General features: G+C 65.0%; 15 protein-coding genes. 13 read left to right on the top strand and 2 right to left on the bottom strand.

The genetic code is table 11. The annotated features are described in order from the left end of the window. Positions 1-167: 167 nt before the first annotated feature. The gene (locus tag AB843_RS13525) at positions 168-1,226 is read left to right on the top strand and encodes a substrate-binding domain-containing protein (RefSeq protein ID WP_082143841.1); all 1,059 of its coding nucleotides are present in this window, start codon (positions 168-170) and stop codon (positions 1,224-1,226) included. Positions 1,227-1,378: 152 nt separating this feature from the next. Next, positions 1,379-2,740, top strand: a complete 1,362-nt coding sequence (locus tag AB843_RS13520) for a GH1 family beta-glucosidase (protein ID WP_048647405.1) — start codon at positions 1,379-1,381, stop codon at positions 2,738-2,740. On the opposite strand, the gene AB843_RS13515 is transcribed toward AB843_RS13520, so the two are convergent. Further along, positions 2,737-3,519 carry an SDR family oxidoreductase gene (locus AB843_RS13515; protein ID WP_048647404.1) on the bottom strand — a complete coding sequence of 261 codons (783 nt, stop codon included), beginning with the start codon at positions 3,517-3,519 and terminating at the stop codon, positions 2,737-2,739. The two genes, AB843_RS13520 and AB843_RS13515, sit on opposite strands and share 4 nt — an antisense overlap. 178 nt (positions 3,520-3,697) lie before the next feature. On the opposite strand from AB843_RS13515, the gene AB843_RS26140 reads away from it, so the two are divergent. The 6 genes from AB843_RS26140 (at position 3,698) to AB843_RS13490 (ending at position 10,606) form a co-directional block, all read left to right on the top strand. Then, positions 3,698-4,150 carry a hypothetical protein gene (locus AB843_RS26140; RefSeq protein ID WP_048647403.1) on the top strand — a complete coding sequence of 151 codons (453 nt, stop codon included), beginning with the start codon at positions 3,698-3,700 and terminating at the stop codon, positions 4,148-4,150. A gap of 157 nt (positions 4,151-4,307) precedes the next feature. Continuing rightward, entirely contained in the window at positions 4,308-5,915 is a 1,608-nt protein-coding gene (locus AB843_RS13505; RefSeq protein WP_048647402.1) for an OpgD/OpgG family glucan biosynthesis protein, read from the top strand. After that, positions 5,899-6,054 carry a hypothetical protein gene (locus AB843_RS25580; protein WP_157384506.1) on the top strand — a complete coding sequence of 52 codons (156 nt, stop codon included), beginning with the start codon at positions 5,899-5,901 and terminating at the stop codon, positions 6,052-6,054. The genes AB843_RS13505 and AB843_RS25580 overlap by 17 nt, the downstream gene beginning before the upstream one ends. Next, positions 6,055-7,917: a glucans biosynthesis glucosyltransferase MdoH gene (gene mdoH / locus AB843_RS13500; protein ID WP_244467978.1), complete on the top strand. Its 1,863-nt coding sequence runs from the start codon at positions 6,055-6,057 to the stop codon at positions 7,915-7,917. Positions 7,918-7,927: 10 nt separating this feature from the next. Beyond that, positions 7,928-9,124, top strand: a complete 1,197-nt coding sequence (locus AB843_RS13495; protein WP_048647401.1) for an OpgC family protein — start codon at positions 7,928-7,930, stop codon at positions 9,122-9,124. 189 nt (positions 9,125-9,313) lie between these two features. Continuing rightward, positions 9,314-10,606: an NCS2 family permease gene (locus AB843_RS13490; protein WP_048647400.1), complete on the top strand. Its 1,293-nt coding sequence runs from the start codon at positions 9,314-9,316 to the stop codon at positions 10,604-10,606. A 15-nt stretch (positions 10,607-10,621) separates the two neighbouring features. Here the strand turns inward: AB843_RS13490 and bhcR are convergent, their stop codons facing one another. Then, positions 10,622-11,446 carry an HTH-type transcriptional regulator BhcR gene (gene bhcR, locus AB843_RS13485; protein WP_048647399.1) on the bottom strand — a complete coding sequence of 275 codons (825 nt, stop codon included), beginning with the start codon at positions 11,444-11,446 and terminating at the stop codon, positions 10,622-10,624. Between the two features lie 242 nt (positions 11,447-11,688). On the opposite strand from bhcR, the gene bhcA reads away from it, so the two are divergent. The 5 genes from bhcA to AB843_RS13460 all read left to right on the top strand — a co-directional run bounded on the left by bhcA (position 11,689) and on the right by AB843_RS13460 (position 16,539). Further along, complete coding sequence (gene bhcA / locus AB843_RS13480) at positions 11,689-12,885, top strand: L-aspartate--glyoxylate aminotransferase BhcA (protein WP_048647578.1); 1,197 nt, start codon at positions 11,689-11,691, stop codon at positions 12,883-12,885. Positions 12,886-12,896: 11 nt separating this feature from the next. Further along, positions 12,897-13,850, top strand: a complete 954-nt coding sequence (bhcB, locus tag AB843_RS13475) for a beta-hydroxyaspartate dehydratase BhcB (RefSeq protein ID WP_048647398.1) — start codon at positions 12,897-12,899, stop codon at positions 13,848-13,850. A 10-nt stretch (positions 13,851-13,860) separates the two neighbouring features. Next, positions 13,861-15,024, top strand: a complete 1,164-nt coding sequence (gene bhcC / locus AB843_RS13470; RefSeq protein WP_048647397.1) for a 3-hydroxy-D-aspartate aldolase BhcC — start codon at positions 13,861-13,863, stop codon at positions 15,022-15,024. 11 nt (positions 15,025-15,035) lie between these two features. Continuing rightward, complete coding sequence (gene bhcD, locus AB843_RS13465; protein WP_048647396.1) at positions 15,036-16,001, top strand: iminosuccinate reductase BhcD; 966 nt, start codon at positions 15,036-15,038, stop codon at positions 15,999-16,001. 67 nt (positions 16,002-16,068) lie between these two features. Beyond that, positions 16,069-16,539, top strand: coding sequence for an NUDIX hydrolase (locus tag AB843_RS13460; RefSeq protein ID WP_048647395.1), 471 nt, complete (start codon positions 16,069-16,071; stop codon positions 16,537-16,539). Positions 16,540-16,623: the final 84 nt, after the last annotated feature.

Below are 16,623 nucleotides of genomic sequence, written 5' to 3'. Positions count from 1 at the left end.
CAAGGTTTGAGTCAAGGGTTCGCGGCAAGTTTCCGGCAATTTTTGCCAAAACACGGTGCCTATGCGCTGGATGAGTGCCGGAATGGAACGTTATTCGCAGTGCGCTCTTGATCCGTCGGTGATGATATGACACCAATTTTTTGAAGCGCTTTGGGAGAGGAGACGCCCTGGTGGCGCATAAGGCGGTCAATCTGAAGATGCTGTCGGAGACGCTGGGCCTCTCGCAGACCACCGTGTCGCGGGCGCTGAACGGCTTTCCCGAGGTGGCGGAGAAGACACGCGCCCGTGTCGTGGAGGCGGCGGAGCGGCTGAACTACCGTCCGAGCCCGAGTGCCGCCAGTCTCGCCACCGGCAAGTCGCGCCTCATCGGCCATGTGGTCAGCCTCTCGACGCACATCATGATCAACCCGCATTTCGCCGACTTCATCGCCGGCGCGGGCGAAGTCTACGCCGAGTCGGGCTACGACATCCTGCTTCGTCTGGCGCCGCTCGAGGAGCAGGAGCGCATCTATCTCAACCTTGCCCAGGACCAGCGGGTCGACGGCGTGGTGGTGCATGGCCCGCTCACCGGCGACCGGCGGATCGGCATCCTGAACGCGCTTGGCCTGCCCTTCGTCGTGCATGGCCGCAGCGATGAGGAGGGCAGCGACTATGCCTGGATGGATGTCAACAACAGGCGTGCCTTTCACCGCGCGACCGAGTTTCTGGTCGATCTCGGCCATCGGCGCATCGCGCTCGTCAACGGGCTGGAAACGATGAACTTCGCCGAGCGGCGGCGGCAGGGCTATGCCACGGCGCTTGCGGAGCGCGGCATCAGGCTGGATGAAACGCTGATGTTCAGCGGCGACATGACGGAGCCGCAGGGATACCGCGCGACGCGCGAACTCATGGCACTGCAGGAGCCGCCGACGGCGATCCTCGTCGCCAGCGTGCTGCCGGCGATGGGCGTTGCCCGCGCGCTCGGCGAGGCGGGCTTGCGGCCGGGGCCGGACATGTCGGTGCTGGCCTTCGACGATTGCCTTTCGTTTCTCGAGCCGATCGACACCGACGCGCCGCGCGACATTCCCTATTTCACCGCCATGCGCTCGTCGATCCGCGACGCGGGCAAGCGTGTCGCGCGCATGCTGCTCGATCGGATAGACGATCCACGGCGGCCGCTCGAAAGCGAGCTTTGGGAGGCCGATTTCGTCATTGGGCAAACCACGGCGCCGCCCAGCCGGCGCTGATATCCACTGTTAGAGCGCCGTGCGTCCAATTGGACGCACAAAGGACGCTCTAACACTTTGAATCTATGCATCGTGCTTTCCGAAAATCGATTCCGATTTTCGGAAAGCACGATGCCATAGCTCGCATTTGCGATGAGGCCAGGAGCACCCGCATGTCCGACATTGCCGCAGAACCGATGGAACTGGCGTATTCGCGGGCCGATTTCCCGCCGGGCTTCGTGTTCGGCACGGCCACTTCGAGCTATCAGATCGAGGGCAGCCGGTTCGGCGGCTGCGGCATGTCGCACTGGGACACGTTTGCCGCCACGCCCGGAAACACGGCGCGCGGCGAGAATGGAGCGACGGCCTGCGATCACTACCATCGCTGGGAGAGCGACCTCGACCTGGTGCGTGACGCCGGGTTCGATTGCTATCGCTTCTCGACGTCATGGGCGCGCGTCCTGCCCGAGGGGCGGGGCAGGCCGAACGAGGAAGGGCTCGACTTTTACGACCGGCTGGTCGACGGCATGCGGGCGCGGGGGCTGAAGCCGTTCGCCACGCTTTATCACTGGGACCTGCCGGCGCCGTTGGCCGACCAGGGCGGCTGGACCAACCGGGACATCGCCGAGCGCTTCGCCGACTATGCCGAGGTGATCATGAAGCGCATCGGCGACCGGGTGGAGACGGCGGCGACGATCAACGAGCCATGGTGCGTCGCCTGGCTCAGCCATTTCATGGGCGATCACGCGCCGGGCCTGCGTGACATCCGCGCTGCCGCAAGGGCGATGCACCATGTGCTTCTGGCGCATGGCCGCGCGACCCAGGCGATGCGGGCTCTGGGCATGGGTAATCTCGGCCTCGTCACCAATTTCGAGTATGCCGCGCCGGCCGACGACAGCCCCGAGGCGGCGCGTGCCGCCCGTCTTTACGACGGCATCTACAATCGCTGGTTCCTGGGCGGCGTGTTCGACAAGGCCTATCCGGAAGATGTTCTGGAAGGGCTTGGGCCCCATATGCCCAAGGGCTTCGAGCAGGATTTCGAGACGATCGCCGCGCCGGTCGACTGGCTGGGCATCAACTACTATACGCGCAGGCTGCTCGCCGGCGACGGGTCAGGCCAGTTCCCGGCGTTGAAGGACGTCCAGGGACCGCTGCCCAAGACGCTGATGGACTGGGAGATTTTCCCCGAGGGGCTGCATCATTTCATCACCTGGGCCGACCGGACCTATACGAAGGGCTTGCCGATCTACATTACCGAAAACGGCATGGCGTCGGCCGACCGCGTCGCCGGCGGACGGGTCGACGATCCGGCGCGGATCGACTTCCTCAACCAGCATCTGCGCCAGGTGCGGCGCGCCATTGCCGAGGGCGCGCCGGTGAAGGGCTATATCGTCTGGTCGCTGCTCGACAATTACGAATGGTCGCTCGGCTACGACAAGCGCTTCGGCCTTGTGCATGTCGATTTCGACACGCTCGCGCGCACGCCCAAGGCCTCATGGCATGCTCTTGGGCGGGCGTTGGCAAATAGGGCCTAGACCGAGCGGGTCGCTCCGCCGTCGATGCGGATTTTCGCGCCGGTGACGTAGGAAGCGCGCTCGGAGGCGAGGAACACCGCCACGTTGGCGAACTCCTCCGGGTCGCCGTAGCGGCCCATGGGGATCGTCTCGGCGGCCGCCGCCGAAACATCCTCGACCGCCTTGCCGGAGCGTTGTGCGGCGGCGGTGTCGAGCTCCACCACGCGCTGGGTGTGGATGCGGCCGGGCATCAGGATGTTGACCGTCACGCCGTCCTTGGCGACCTCGCTCGACAGCGTCTTCGACCAGCCGACGATGGCCGAGCGAATGCCGTTCGACAGGGCCAGGACGGGGATGGGTTGCTCGACGCCCGACGAGGTGATGGTCAGGACGCGGCCCCATTTGCGCTCGCGCATGGCCGGCAGCAGGCGCTGGGTCAGGTGGAAGATGTTGGCGGCCATGGTCTCGAAATTGGCAAGCCAGTCGCCGCGCTTGGCGTCGAGCGCGGTCGAGGGGGGCGGGCCGCCCGTATTGTTGACCAGAATGTCGACGCCCCCTTCGGCCAGAAGCTTGTCGACCAGCGCGTCGATGGCGGCGAGGTCGGAGAGATCAAGCGGCGTGACGGTGACCGTGCCGGCACCCTCGGGCAGCTTGCCCGCCCACGCGGCGATCGCCTCCTTGTTGCGGGCGGCTGCCGTCACGTTAACGCCTTCGCGGGCCAGCCCCTCGGCAATCGCCGCGCCGAGGCCGCGGCTGGCGCCCAGGACGAGGGCGCGCTTGTTCTTCAGTCCAAGATCCATCGGTCAATCCTTGAAAATCTGTCCATGAAAATCGGTGGGAGCCGGCGGGTGCTTCGAAACCGCGCTGCGGCTCTCCTCCCACCGGCGCGCCGATGCAGGAAATCGCATCGGCCGTTGGTGAATTGGGCACGATTCAAAGTCCGATTGCAAGCGGCGCGACCGGTGGACGCCGGACGGGATGCCGTTCGGTTCGCTCCAGACCACTATAGCTCACTACTCCCAGGGCCTGGCTGGCCACCTGCGACATTTTGGCCATGCCCTGGATGATCGCCTCGACAAGCGGCCCGGCCCGGTCATCGATCTGATGCCGTTCGGAAGGTCAGACGGTGTCGTTGCGGGTCGGTTCGGTTCGGCCTTCTTCGTCTTTCCGGGCAGGCGCCTTGAAGGGGCAGTCGATGCCAGCCGTCTGGCGCAGTGGCATCAAAGGCGTTCCGCCCTTGGGGTTGCCGAAAATCAGGAGCTGTTTCGGGCGCGGCGACAGGCCGTTTTCCGCGGCGTTTCCGCCATGGTCGATGCGGCCGAACCCAGTTCTTGGAGCCAATCTCCAACCTGCGTGACCGGATCAGCGCAAGCGGTTGAAATCAAGCTGTTATCCTGGATGAAGCCCATTGCAAACCGCGTGGAGAAGTGAGAGAGATTTCGCCGCGGCCGGCTTCATTTTTGATAACAGTCGGTCTTCGAATGTTATGTGCTTTGCCTAAACCTTACCGCAATTCATGCGTTTGGAAATCGCACGGTTTTAGCTGCGACATCCCTTCCGCAACGCATCACGCATACGAGTCCCATTCATGGATCGACGCTCCTTTCTTGCTTCCTGCCTGACGGCGCCGCTGCTGGGCACATCCAGCCTGATGGCCCTTTCTTCGTCAGCGTTTTCCCAAGACGCTGCCCCGGTGGTTCCCGATGCTCATGCAAGCGGGGATCCGGTGCCGTTTTCCTTCGAGCAGCTTACCGAAGCGATGAAGGCAAAGGCGGCCGAAACCTACAGCGCTCCCGAATTCGAACTGCCCGAGCAGATCGCCGAACTGACCTATGATCAGCACCGCGCCATTCGCTTCCGCCCCGACCATGCGTTGTGGCAGGGAGAGGCGCCGTTCGAGTTGCAGGCCTTCCATATGGGCTGGCTGTTCAAGGAACCGGTGATGCTCCACTCGGTCGATGCCGGCATGGCTCGCCAGGTCGTCTTCACCGGGCGCGATTTCGAGTACCGCAAACCGCTCGATCCGGCGCGCTTCGAGGATCTGGTGATGACCGGCGAGGCCGGCTTCCGGCTGCACTATCCCCTCAACGCCCCCGACGTGATGGACGAGCTGGTCTCGTTCCTCGGCGCCAGCTATTTCCGCGCGCTCGGCCGCAACACGCTGTACGGGCTTTCGGCGCGCGGCCTGGCGATCAACACGGCGACCACCAATGGCGAGGAATTCCCGCGCTTCACCGATTTCTACATCGAACGGCCAAACCGGCGCAGCAAGGAGATCACCATCCACGCGGCGCTCGACAGCCAGAGCGTGACCGGCGCGTTCCGCTTCGTCATCGCGCCGGGACGCGATACGGTGATGACGGTCACGGCGCGCATCTTCGCCCGGCAGGACATCGAGCGGATCGGCATCGCGCCGATGACGTCGATGTTCCTGTTCGCCGAAAACAACGACAGCGCGTTCGACGATTATCGCGGGCAGGTTCACGACAGCGACGGCCTGAAGATCGTCCGCCAGAACGGCGACGAGCTCTGGCGCAACCTCAACAATCCGTCCGAACTGGCGACATCGTTCTTCGTTGAGGAGAATCCGAAGGCGTTCGGTCTTTTCCAGCGCGATCGCGATTTCGTGCATTTCCAGGACGCGGGCGCAGGCTATGAGCGGCGGCCATCGCTGCTTGCCGAGCCGCTCGATTCATGGGGCAAGGGCGCGATCAATCTGGTCGAGATCCCGACGAAGCTTGAGGTCAACGACAACATCGTCGCCTTCTGGGTGCCGGAAAAGCAGGTCAAGGCCGGCGAAGAACTGGAATTCCGTTACCGTCTGAGCTGGGGTGCCATCGAGGAGACGACTGCGCGCTTTGCCCGCGTCATGGCCTTGCGCAGCGGCGCTGGCGGCGTTTCGGGCGTCGAGAACACCGAAGGGCTGCGGAAATTCGTCGTCGATTTCGATGGCGAGGTTTTGCGGAACCTTTCGACCGACTCGAACATTGAGGCGGTTGTGAATGTCAGCCGCGGCGACATCGTCCACTCGACGGTTTCGCGTATCGACAACAATGGGATGTGGCGTCTCGTGATCGACCTCAAGCCGAATGGCGCCGGGCCGGTGGAGATGAATGCCTACCTCAACCTTGACGACAAGCGGCTCTCGGAAATCTGGAGCTACCAATGGAGAAAGACCGATGATGCGCGTTCTTGATGCGGGTAACCCGACACCGGGGCTCGATGGTTTTGCGCTCCCGGTGGCTCCCATGGCGATGCCGGAGCAGGTGCTGGAGCGGCCGCGTGCGCGCGGCGCGCTGTTTGCCTCGCTCCTCAAGCGGCTCGCTTGGAAATAGTTGGCCGCAAAGCCAGCGCAGTTTCAGGGATGGCGGCCGAAATCCGCCCTGTATCGTATGATGGTCAGCGTAAGACGTGTCCTTTCGATCCTGTTCTGCCTGTTGATGGCCGGCCTGGTTTCCGCGCTGGCGATCGGCTACTTCTCGAGCGATGGTATTCAATGGGTCGATGCGGCGCGCGTCGGCCTTCTGGCCACCAGCACGGCGTGGCTGGCCTGGGGTGCGGCCTATGCCTTCAACGGCCTGTTGAGCTTCCCGCTCAAGCTTGAAACCCCGCCCTTCGTGCCGACGCCAACGAAGGCGCGGACCGCCGTCCTGGTGCCCGTCTACAATGAAGACCCGGTCAAGACCTTTTCGCATGTCGCCGCCATGATCGGCAGCCTCAAGGCTTTGGGCATTGCCGGGCGTTTCGACTTCGCCATCCTGTCGGACACGCGCGACGCGCAGGTTGCGCAGGAGGAGGCGCGCTGGTTCGAGCGCCTGCGGGGCGAATGCGGGGCGGATGCCGCGCTCTATTATCGCCGGCGCGAGATGAACACCGGCAAGAAGGCCGGCAACGTCGCCGACTTCATCCGCACTTCCGGCGCGCTCTACGATTATCTGATCGTCCTCGACGCCGACAGCCTGATGGAGGGGGCGACCATGGCCGAGATGGTACGGCGCATGGATGCCGACCCCAAGCTCGGCCTCTTGCAGACCTTGCCGAAGATCGTTCATGCGCGCTCCTATTTCGGCCGCGCCATGCAATTCTCCACGGCCTTCTATTCCCCGGTCTACACGCGCGGCCTGGCTGAGCTGCAGGGCGATGCCGGTCCCTTCTGGGGACATAATGCGATTGTCCGCACACGGGCCTTCGCACAGAGTTGCGGCCTGCCGGAATTGAGCGGCACGCCGCCTTTCGGCGGGCATATCCTCAGCCATGATTATGTCGAGGCGGCGCTTTTGACGCGCAATGGCTGGACCGTGCGGGTCGATCCGGATCTGACCGGCTCCTTCGAGGAGGGGCCGGACAATGTCATCGATTTCGCCAAGCGCGACCGGCGCTGGTGCCAGGGCAATTTGCAGCATGGCCGGGTGATGACGGCGCCGGGGCTGAAGGCGTGGAGCCGGTTCGTCTTCCTGCAGAACATCATGGCTTATGTCGCATCGCCCTTATGGGCGTTGTTCATCCTGGCCAGCATCGCCGCGCCGACCTTGAAGGGGGTGCCGGACTATTTCCCCGAGCCCGGCCTGTTTCCGGTTTTCCCGCGCGTCGAGCAGGGCCTGGCGCTGACCCTTCTGGTCGGCGTGTTCGGCCTGCTGATCGGGCCGAAGCTGGTGATCGTCGCGCGCGGCGCGCTCAGCGGCGTCAATGCCGGGTTCGGCGGCACCAGAAGGGCGCTGCTCAACACGCTGACCGAGATCGCCACCACGAGCCTGCTTGCGCCGATCATGCTGATGTATCAATGCCGTGCCGTGCTGGAAGTGCTTTCCGGCATGGATGGCGGGTGGCCGGCGACCAACCGCGAGGCGGGATCCGTCAGCCTGTCCGAAGCCTGGGCGGCAAGCTGGTGGATCAGTGCGACCGGCCTGGTCACGCTCGGCTTCGCCTTTCAGTTCGCGCCCGAATACGTGTCCTGGCTGCTGCTGGTGGCCGCGCCGCAGGTGTTCGCGCCGCTGCTGATACATGTCAGTTCCTGGACGGCGTCCGCCGGGTCGCGGCAGGCCGGTGTGTTCCGCACCAGCGCCGATGACGATCCGGCCCCGGTGGTGACACGTCAGGAGGCGGTCCTGGCGCGGTGGCGCGGCGGCATCGCGCATGATGACGGCGCCGGCAGGCCGGTTGAGCAGGGCGTCCTGGCCTCCGCCGATGCGAAACGGTGAGGGGCGCGCGATGAACGCTCCCTTCGTGCCAGCCAGCCCCGAACGCAACCATGGGCGCGACCAGCGCCTCGACGTGTTTCGCGGCCTGGCGTTGATGACGATCTTCATCAATCATGTGCCGGGCAATGCGTTCGAACGCCTGACCTCGCGCAATTTCGGCTTTTCCGATGCGGCGGAGGCGTTCGTCCTGATGTCCGGCATCGCCGTCGGGCTTGCCTATTCGCGCAGTTTTCGTGCCGACCCGTTCCTGTCCGCCTGCACGCGGGTCTGGCGGCGCGCGTGGACGCTCTATGTGACGCATCTCGTCTCGTCCATGTTCGCCATCGGCCTGGTTGCCGCTGGCGTTCTCTATCTCGGCACGGTGGAGATGGTCGGCAAGATCAACTTCGCCCGCCTGCTCGACCAGCCCCTGCAGACCATGGTCGGCATTCCGCTGCTCGGCCACCAGCTGGGCTATTTCAACATCCTGCCGCTCTACGCGACGCTGCTGCTCGTCTCGCCGCTCTACATTCTGATCGGCCTGCGCAGCCGGCTGGCGCTGGTCGCCGTTTCGGTCCTGGTCTGGATGGCGGCGGGCTTTCTGCGCCTGAACATGCCGAACTATCCCAATCCGGGCGGCTGGTTCTTCAATCCTTTCGCCTGGCAGCTGATCTATGCGATCGGCATTGCCGGCGGACTGGCGATGCTCGACGGGCGCAAGCTCGTGCCCTTCAAGCCGTGGCTGTTCTGGCTGTGCACCGCTTATCTGGCGGTTTCCTGCGTCTGGGTGATGTACCAGCTCGGCAAGCTGCCGGGCGCGCAGGTTGTGCCGTTCTTCATGGGCGGCTTCGACAAGACTTTCCTGGCGTTGCCGCGCCTGTTGCATGCGCTGGCGCTGGCCTATGTGCTGACCAATGCCGCCTGGGTCGTCGGCCTGTTCAAACTGCCGATCTTCGGTCCCATCGAGTTGATGGGCCGCAACGGGCTGGCTGTATTCGCAACCGGTTCGGTGCTGGCCATCGTCCTGCAGATCCTGCGCATCCGCTTCGAAACGAACGTGCCGGCCGACGCCGCGCTGCTGGCCGCGGGTATCGCCATCCAGTATGGTGTCGCCCGCTTCCTGACCGCCCGGAAGGCGGACGCGAAGGTCGTGAAGGCTGCGTCCATGGCGGTCGACAAGCCGTTGGTGCCGGGCGGCGGCAAGCCGCGCCTGCGCGAAGTCGCCTGATTTCGCGCGGGTGAGAGCGCGCTTATGCGGCGCGGGGCAGCCATCAATATTTTCTTGAAACTGATTTAGCGCTCGCGCGCTTGTGACAGCGCGCCATGCCTCTAGCCTGCTGCGCGACGCTCAGAGGAGTTGAGCGGCTCCCTGCTTTCACGCCTCGGTTGCCGTGAAAGGGGAGGTTGGGAGGAATTTATGATAGCCAAGTTTTTCGAGCTGGAGGCGCATGGCACCTCCATCAGGACCGAGGTGGTCGCCGGGCTCACCACCTTTCTCACCATGTCCTACATCATCTTCGTCAACCCGGCGATCCTGTCGACCACCGGCATGGACCGCGGGGCGGTGTTCGTCGCGACATGCCTTGCCGCCGCGCTCGGAACGCTGGTCATGGCATTGCTGGCAAAATGGCCGATCGGCATGGCGCCGGGCATGGGCCTGAATGCCTTTTTCGCCTTCACCGTGGTTGGCGGCATGGGCTTCACCTGGCAGCAGGCGCTGGGCGCGGTGTTCATCTCCGGCGTCATCTTCCTGATCCTGACGGTCACCGGTGCGCGCCGCTGGCTCGTCTCGGGCATTCCCCAGTCGATGCGCTGCGCCATCGTCGCCGGCATCGGCCTGTTCCTGGCCATCATCGCGCTGAAGGGCTCCGGCATCGTCGTCGCCTCCGAGGCGACCTTCGTCACCCTTGGCGATCTTTCGCAGCCCGGTCCGCTGCTCGCCATTGCCGGGTTCTTCATCATCGCGGCCCTCGACGCGCACAAGGTGCGCGGCGCCATCCTGATCGGCATGCTGGTCGTCACCATCGTGTCGATGCTTCTCGGCATCAATGAATTCCAGGGCGTGGTTTCCCTGCCGCCCAGCATCCTGCCCACCTTCCTGCAGCTCGACATCTGGGGCGCCCTGCAGGCCGGGTTCCTGCACGTGATCCTGGTCTTCGTGCTGGTCGAGGTGTTCGACGCCACCGGCACGCTGATTGGTGTCGCCAAGCGCGCCGGCCTGATGAAGCAGGGCGAACCGAACCGGCTCGGCCGGGCCCTGATGGCCGATTCGACGGCGATCGTCGCCGGCTCGATGCTCGGCACCAGCAGCACCACGGCCTATGTAGAGAGCGCGTCGGGCGTGCAGGCCGGCGGACGCACGGGCCTGACTGCGCTGGTCGTGGCGGCCCTGTTCATCGCCGCGCTGATGTTCTCGCCGCTGGCAGGCTCGGTGCCGGCCTATGCCACCGCGCCGGCGCTTCTTTATGTGGCGGCGTTGATGATGCGCGAGCTCATCGAGGTGAAATGGGACGACGTGACCGAGGCGGCGCCGGCGGCGCTGACGGCATTGATGATGCCGTTCACCTATTCGATCGCCAACGGGCTGGCCTTTGGTTTCGTCAGCTACGCCGTGCTGAAGACGCTGGCCGGACGGCCGCGCGAGGTGCATCCGGCGACGTGGATCGTCGCCGCGCTGTTCACCCTGCGCTTCGCCTTCTTTGCGGAGTAGAAGCGGCGTGGACAATTACCCGCGCGGCGGCATGCCGCCGATCGCGCGGGTGATCTCGTCGGCCGCCTTGCGCACCAGAACCCCGTAATCCGCATCGCGCTTCGGCGTGATGCGGAAGGCGGGGCCGGACAGCGAGACGCCGGCCACCGCTTCGCCGAACTGGTTGAAGATTGGCGCTGCGATGCAGCGCATGCCGGGCGTCCGCTCCTCGTCGTCGATCGCCCAGCCACGTGTGCGGATCGTCGCCATTTCGGCGGCGAGCGCTTCGCCGGAGACGATCGTCTTGTCCGTGTAGGCGTCCTGCGCGCCCTGCTTCAAGATCGTCTGGGCCTGGATCTCCGGCAGGAAGGCGAGGAGCGCCTTGCCGATCCCGGAGGCGTGCACCGGGCCGCGTGTGCCCGGCCGGAAGAAGGCGCGGATCGGCTCATGCGTCTCCACCTGGCTGACGAAGATCACCTCGCCACGGTCGATGATCGCCAGGTTGGCCGTCTCGCCGGTCTCGGCCATGATGCGCTGCATCACCGGGCGGCTCTGCTCGACGATGCTGGTGCGGCCGAGGAAGCTGCTGCCGATGCGGAATGCTTCCAGCCCCACATGCCAGAGCTGCGCCGGTTCGTCGAACTGCACGACGCGGTGCTTTTCCAGCGTTATCAGGATGCGGTAGGCGGTCGAAGCCGACTGGCCGGAGCGATCGGCGATTTCCGTCAGCGAAAGGCCGCTGCCGCCGGCCACGACCTTCAGCACGTCCATGGCCCGGTCCAGCGACTGGATCAGCGAGTTCTGCGCGGTGTTGTGAAACGAGCGCGGGCGCCCACGCGCCCGACCGACCTGCGGTGCCATGATGTTCTCCCATTGCCCGCCAGTTTAGTCCGCCGCTGCTTTTCGTCAACGATGCGAAGAACTTTTGCGGCCTGCGCAAAACAAATAAATTACGTAAAATCAAACGATTAATCATTTAATTCAGAAAATGAAAATATTTTTCAAAAAAATTGCGCTGATCCGCCTCGGCGCCCTAATCTGTCTCCAGAAACCCGGCATTCGCAGCAATGCCGGATCCCCTGTCAGGCTTGGAGACGAAGCTGATGTCCACCCAGAACCCGATCTTCATTCCGGGTCCCACCAACATCCCCGAGCGGCTGCGCCGCGCGGTCGACTATCCGTCGATCGACCACCGTTCGCCGGCCTTCGCCGAGATGCTGAAGCCGGCGCAGGACGGCGTGCGCCGCATCCTGCGTTCGAAGCAGGCGGAGATCATCCTGTTTCCTTCCACCGGCACCGGCGCCTGGGAAGCGGCCATCACCAACACCTTGTCGCCCGGAGACAAGGTGCTGGCGGCGCGCTACGGCATGTTCTCGCATCGCTGGATCGATCTGTGCCGCCGGCACGGGCTTGAGGTCGAGGTCATCGAGACGCCCTGGGGCGAGGGCGCGCCGGCCGAGGCGTTCGAAGAAGCGCTGAAGGCCGATGCCGGCCACGCCATCAAGGCCATCCTGGTCTGCCATAACGAGACCGCCACGGGCGTGGTGAGCGACATTGCCGCCGTTCGCCGCGCCATCGATGCGGCCCGCCACCCGGCGCTTCTCTACGTCGACGGCGTCAGCTCCATCGCCTCGATGGATTTCCGCATGGACGATTGGGGGGTCGATATCGCCATCACCGGCTCGCAGAAGGGGTTCATGCTGCCGGCGGGGCTCGCCATTCTCGGCATCGGTCCGAAGGCCATCCAGGCGGTCGCCTCGGCACAGTGTCCGCGCTGCTTCTTCGATTTTCGCGACATGCTGAAAAGCAATGCCGGCGGTGGATATCCCTATACGCCCCCGGTCAACCTGATCCGCGGGCTCAGCGTTTCGATCGCCATGCTCGAGGAGGAGGGGCTGCCGCGCGTTCTCGCCCGTCATCACCGGATCGCCGAAGGCGTCCGCCGGGCGGTCGCTGCCTGGGGCCTTTCGCTGTGTGCCCAGCGGCCGGAGCTTTACTCCGACACGGTCAGCGCCGTCGTCGTTCCCGACGGTTTCGACGCCACCCGCATCGTCACCCATGCCGCCGAAAAATACGGTGTGGCGTTCGGTGTCGGGCTGGGCGAGGTGGCCGGCAAGCTGTTCCGCATCGGCCATCTTGGCTCAATGACCGACGTCATGGCGTTGTCGGGCATCGCCACGGCGGAAATGGTCATGGCGGATCTCGGCTTGCCGGTCACGCTTGGCTCTGGCGTTGCCGCCGCGCAGGAATACTATCGCACCAGCCGCGAGAATGCCGGCTCGGCGCGCGCGGCAGCCTGAGGAGCATGAGGATGGACATACCGACCTATGCCGATGTCGAGGCCGCGCATGAGCGCATCGCCCCGCATATCCACCGGACACCGGTGCTGACCAGCACGTTCATGAATGATCTGATCGGCGCCAGCCTGTTCTTCAAATGCGAGAATTTCCAGAAGGCCGGCGCCTTCAAGGCGCGCGGCGCGTCGAACGCGGTGTTCGGCCTGGACGCGGCGAAGGCGGCGGTCGGCGTGGCGACCCATTCGTCGGGCAATCATGCCCTGTCGCTCGCCTATGCGGCGGGCCGGCGCGGCATCCCCGCAACCGTGGTCATGCCGCGCACGGCGCCGGAGGCCAAGAAGGCGGCGGTGCGCGGCTATGGCGGCAGGATCGTCGAATGCGAGCCGAGCACCTCGTCGCGCGAGGCGGTGTTCGCCGAAGTGGTGGCCGAGACCGGCGCCGAGTTCGTCCACCCCTACAACGACGCCCGGGTGATCGCCGGCCAGGCAACCTGTTCCAGGGAGATGATCGATGAACTGGGTGAACTCGACGCGGTCGTCGCGCCGATCGGCGGCGGCGGCATGGTGTCGGGCTCCTGCCTGACCTTGTCGACCATCGCGCCGAAAACCAAGGTGTATGCAGCCGAGCCGAAGAATGCCGACGATGCCTGCCGCTCCTTCAAGGCCGGCCACATCATCGCCGACGACGCGCCCGAGACGGTCGCCGACGGGCTGAAAGTGCCGCTGAAGGAACTCACTTGGCATTTCGTCTCCAGGCATGTGGAGGACGTTCTGACGGCGACCGAGGAGGAGATCGTCGAGGCGATGCGGCTGATCTGGCAGCGCATGAAGATCGTCATGGAGCCGTCGAGCGCCGTGCCGCTGGCGACGATCCTGAAGAACAAACCCCTTTTCGCCGGCAAGCGCGTCGGCGTCATCATCACCGGCGGCAACGTCGATCTTGGCAAACTGCCCTGGGCCAAGGCTTGAGGAGATACCCATGACAAAGCACGAAACCATTGCCGGCCACGAGGTCGGATACGACATCCCGGCCGCCATCGGCATGGACGAGAAGGACATCCAGACCCCCTGCCTGGTCCTCGATCTCGATGCGCTGGAGCGCAACATCCGGAAGATGGGCGACTATGCACGGGCGCATGGCATGCGCCACCGGGTGCACGGCAAGATGCACAAATCGGTCGACGTGGCGAAGCTGCAGGAAAGGCTCGGCGGCGCCGTCGGCATCTGCTGCCAGAAGGTGTCCGAGGCGGAAGCCTTCGCCCGTGGCGGCATCAAGGACATTCTGGTGTCGAACCAGGTGCGCGACCCGGCCAAGATCGACCGTCTCGCCCGCCTGCCGAACTACGGCGCGCGCATCATCGTCTGCGTCGACGATTTCGACAATGTCGCTGACCTTTCGGCGGCCGTGCAGAAGCATGGCACGGCGCTCGAATGCTTCGTCGAGATCGATTGCGGGGCGGGCCGCTGCGGCGTCCTCACCAGCGAAGCCGTGGTGGAGATCGCCAAGGCCATCGATGCCGCGCCAGGTCTGAAGCTCACCGGCATCCAGGCCTATCAGGGAGCGATGCAGCATCTCGCCAGCTATGAGGACCGCAAGGCCAAGCTGGATGCGGCCATCGCCCAGGTGAAGGATGCGGTCGAGGCGTTGAAGAAGGAAGGGCTGGCGCCCGAACTGGTCTCCGGCGGCGGCACGGGCAGCTACTATTTCGAGAGCAATTCCGGCGTCTACAACGAGCTGCAATGCGGTTCCTATGCCTTCATGGACGCCGATTACGGCCGCATACTGGACCGTGACGGCAAGCGCATCGACCAGGGCGAATGGGAGAACGCGCTGTTCATCCTGACCAGCGTGATGAGCCACGCCAAGAAGGACAAGGCGATCTGCGATGCCGGCCTGAAGGCGCAGTCGGTGGATTCGGGCCTGCCCTTCATCCACGGCCGCGACGACGTGAAATACGTCAAATGCTCGGACGAGCATGGCGTCATCGAGGATCTGGGCGGGGTGCTGAAGATCAACGAGAAGCTGCGCCTGGTGCCTGGCCATTGCGACCCGACCTGCAACGTGCACGACTGGTATGTCGGCGTCCGCAACGGCAAGGTGGAAAGCCTGTGGCCGGTGACGGCGCGCGGCCTGGCCTATTGAGAACGCCGGCCATGCACATCGTCAGCGAGGCGACCTGCCGCGAAATCATGGGGCGCGACGACGCGTTTGCAGCTGTCGAGGCCATTTTTTCGGCGATGGCGCGGGGCGACGCCTACAATTTCCCGGTCATCCGGGAAGCCATCGGCCATGCGGATGCGCTGTACGGCTTCAAATCGGGCTTCGACCGCGCCGGCATGGTGCTGGGGCTGAAATCCGGCGGCTATTGGCCTGGCAATGAGAAGAAGGGGCTGACCAACCACCAGTCGACCGTCTTCCTGTTCGACCCGGACAGCGGCCGGCCAATGGCGATGGTCGGCGGCAATCATCTGACGGCCCTGCGCACGGCGGCGGCCTCGGCGGTTTCGATCAAGCATCTGGCACGCCGCGATGCGCGGGTGCTGGGCATGGTTGGCGCCGGTTTCCAGTCGGCGTTCCAGATGCGGGCCGCCGTCGCGCAGCGCGATTTCGACAAGGTCGTCGGCTGGAATCTGCATCCCGAGATGCTGGGCCGCCTGGAGGCGACCGCGGCTGAGTTGGGGTTGCCTTTCGAGGCGGTCGATCTCGACCGGCTCGGAGCCGAGGCCGATGTCATCATCACCATCACATCGAGTTTCGCGCCGATCCTCAGCCTTGCGCAGGTCAGGCCCGGAACGCATCTGGCCTGCATGGGAACCGACACCAAGGGAAAGCAGGAGGTCGATGCGGCGCTCGTTGCCGCGGCAACGCTGTTCACCGATGAAGTCGCGCAGGCGGCGGCCATCGGTGAGTGCCAGCACGCCGTGGCGGCCGGCCTGGTCGATGCGGCGGCGATCACGCCGATTGGTGCGGTGATCGACGGGCAGCACCCCGGCCGGTCGTCGCCCGACGAGATCACCCTGTTCGACGGTACGGGCGTCGGATTGCAGGATCTGGCGATTGCCTCGGTGGCGGTGGCCAAGGCGATCGACAAGGGGATGGCGCAATCCGTGGCGGTGTGATCGCGCCGTCCATGGTCGCCTGCCGGTCTCGACATAGGGTGACGAATTCAAACCGGGAGCAGGACCGATGACCATCGTGCATGTTCGAGCGCCGACAGCTGCCAAGCGGCGGACCGTCGGGCCGGCAATGCGGACCATCGCGGTGGATTGTCGGCTTCTGATCGAGGACCGGCACCGGCGGGTTCTTCTCGCCCGCTATCGAGCGGGTGGGTACGCGGCGCAATGGATGCTGCCCGGCGGGTCCGTTCTGCCCGGCGAGGCCATGGCGCTGGCGGCGACGCGGCGGCTTCACGAACAGCTCGGTATTCTGGTCCTGCCGCATTGCATCATCTCGGTTTTCGACGATGCGCTCTGTCCCTTCAATGGCAGTCGCCTCATCGTTACCTACGCCGCGTCGGTCCTCAGCGGTGCGGCCACCGCGGATCCTTCGACCGGGATTGCCGAGGCCGCCTGGTTCCCGCGCGGCAATCTGCCGGAGGACGTGGCCGCCGATGCCGGCGAGGCGCTGGCAAGCGCGGGCGCGATCGGCTTCCGCTAGTTCGTTTCAGGTTTGTATTGAAGCGGCCCCTCACCCTTACCCTCTCCCCGTCCTTACGGGGAGAAGGTCCCGGCAGGGGGATGA

This window comes from Nitratireductor soli (genome assembly GCF_001050155.1).
Taxonomy (GTDB): Bacteria; Pseudomonadota; Alphaproteobacteria; order Rhizobiales; family Rhizobiaceae; genus Nitratireductor; species Nitratireductor soli.
The sequence above is the reverse complement of the archived record's forward strand: the minus strand, read 5'-3'. Positions and strand labels throughout refer to the sequence as shown.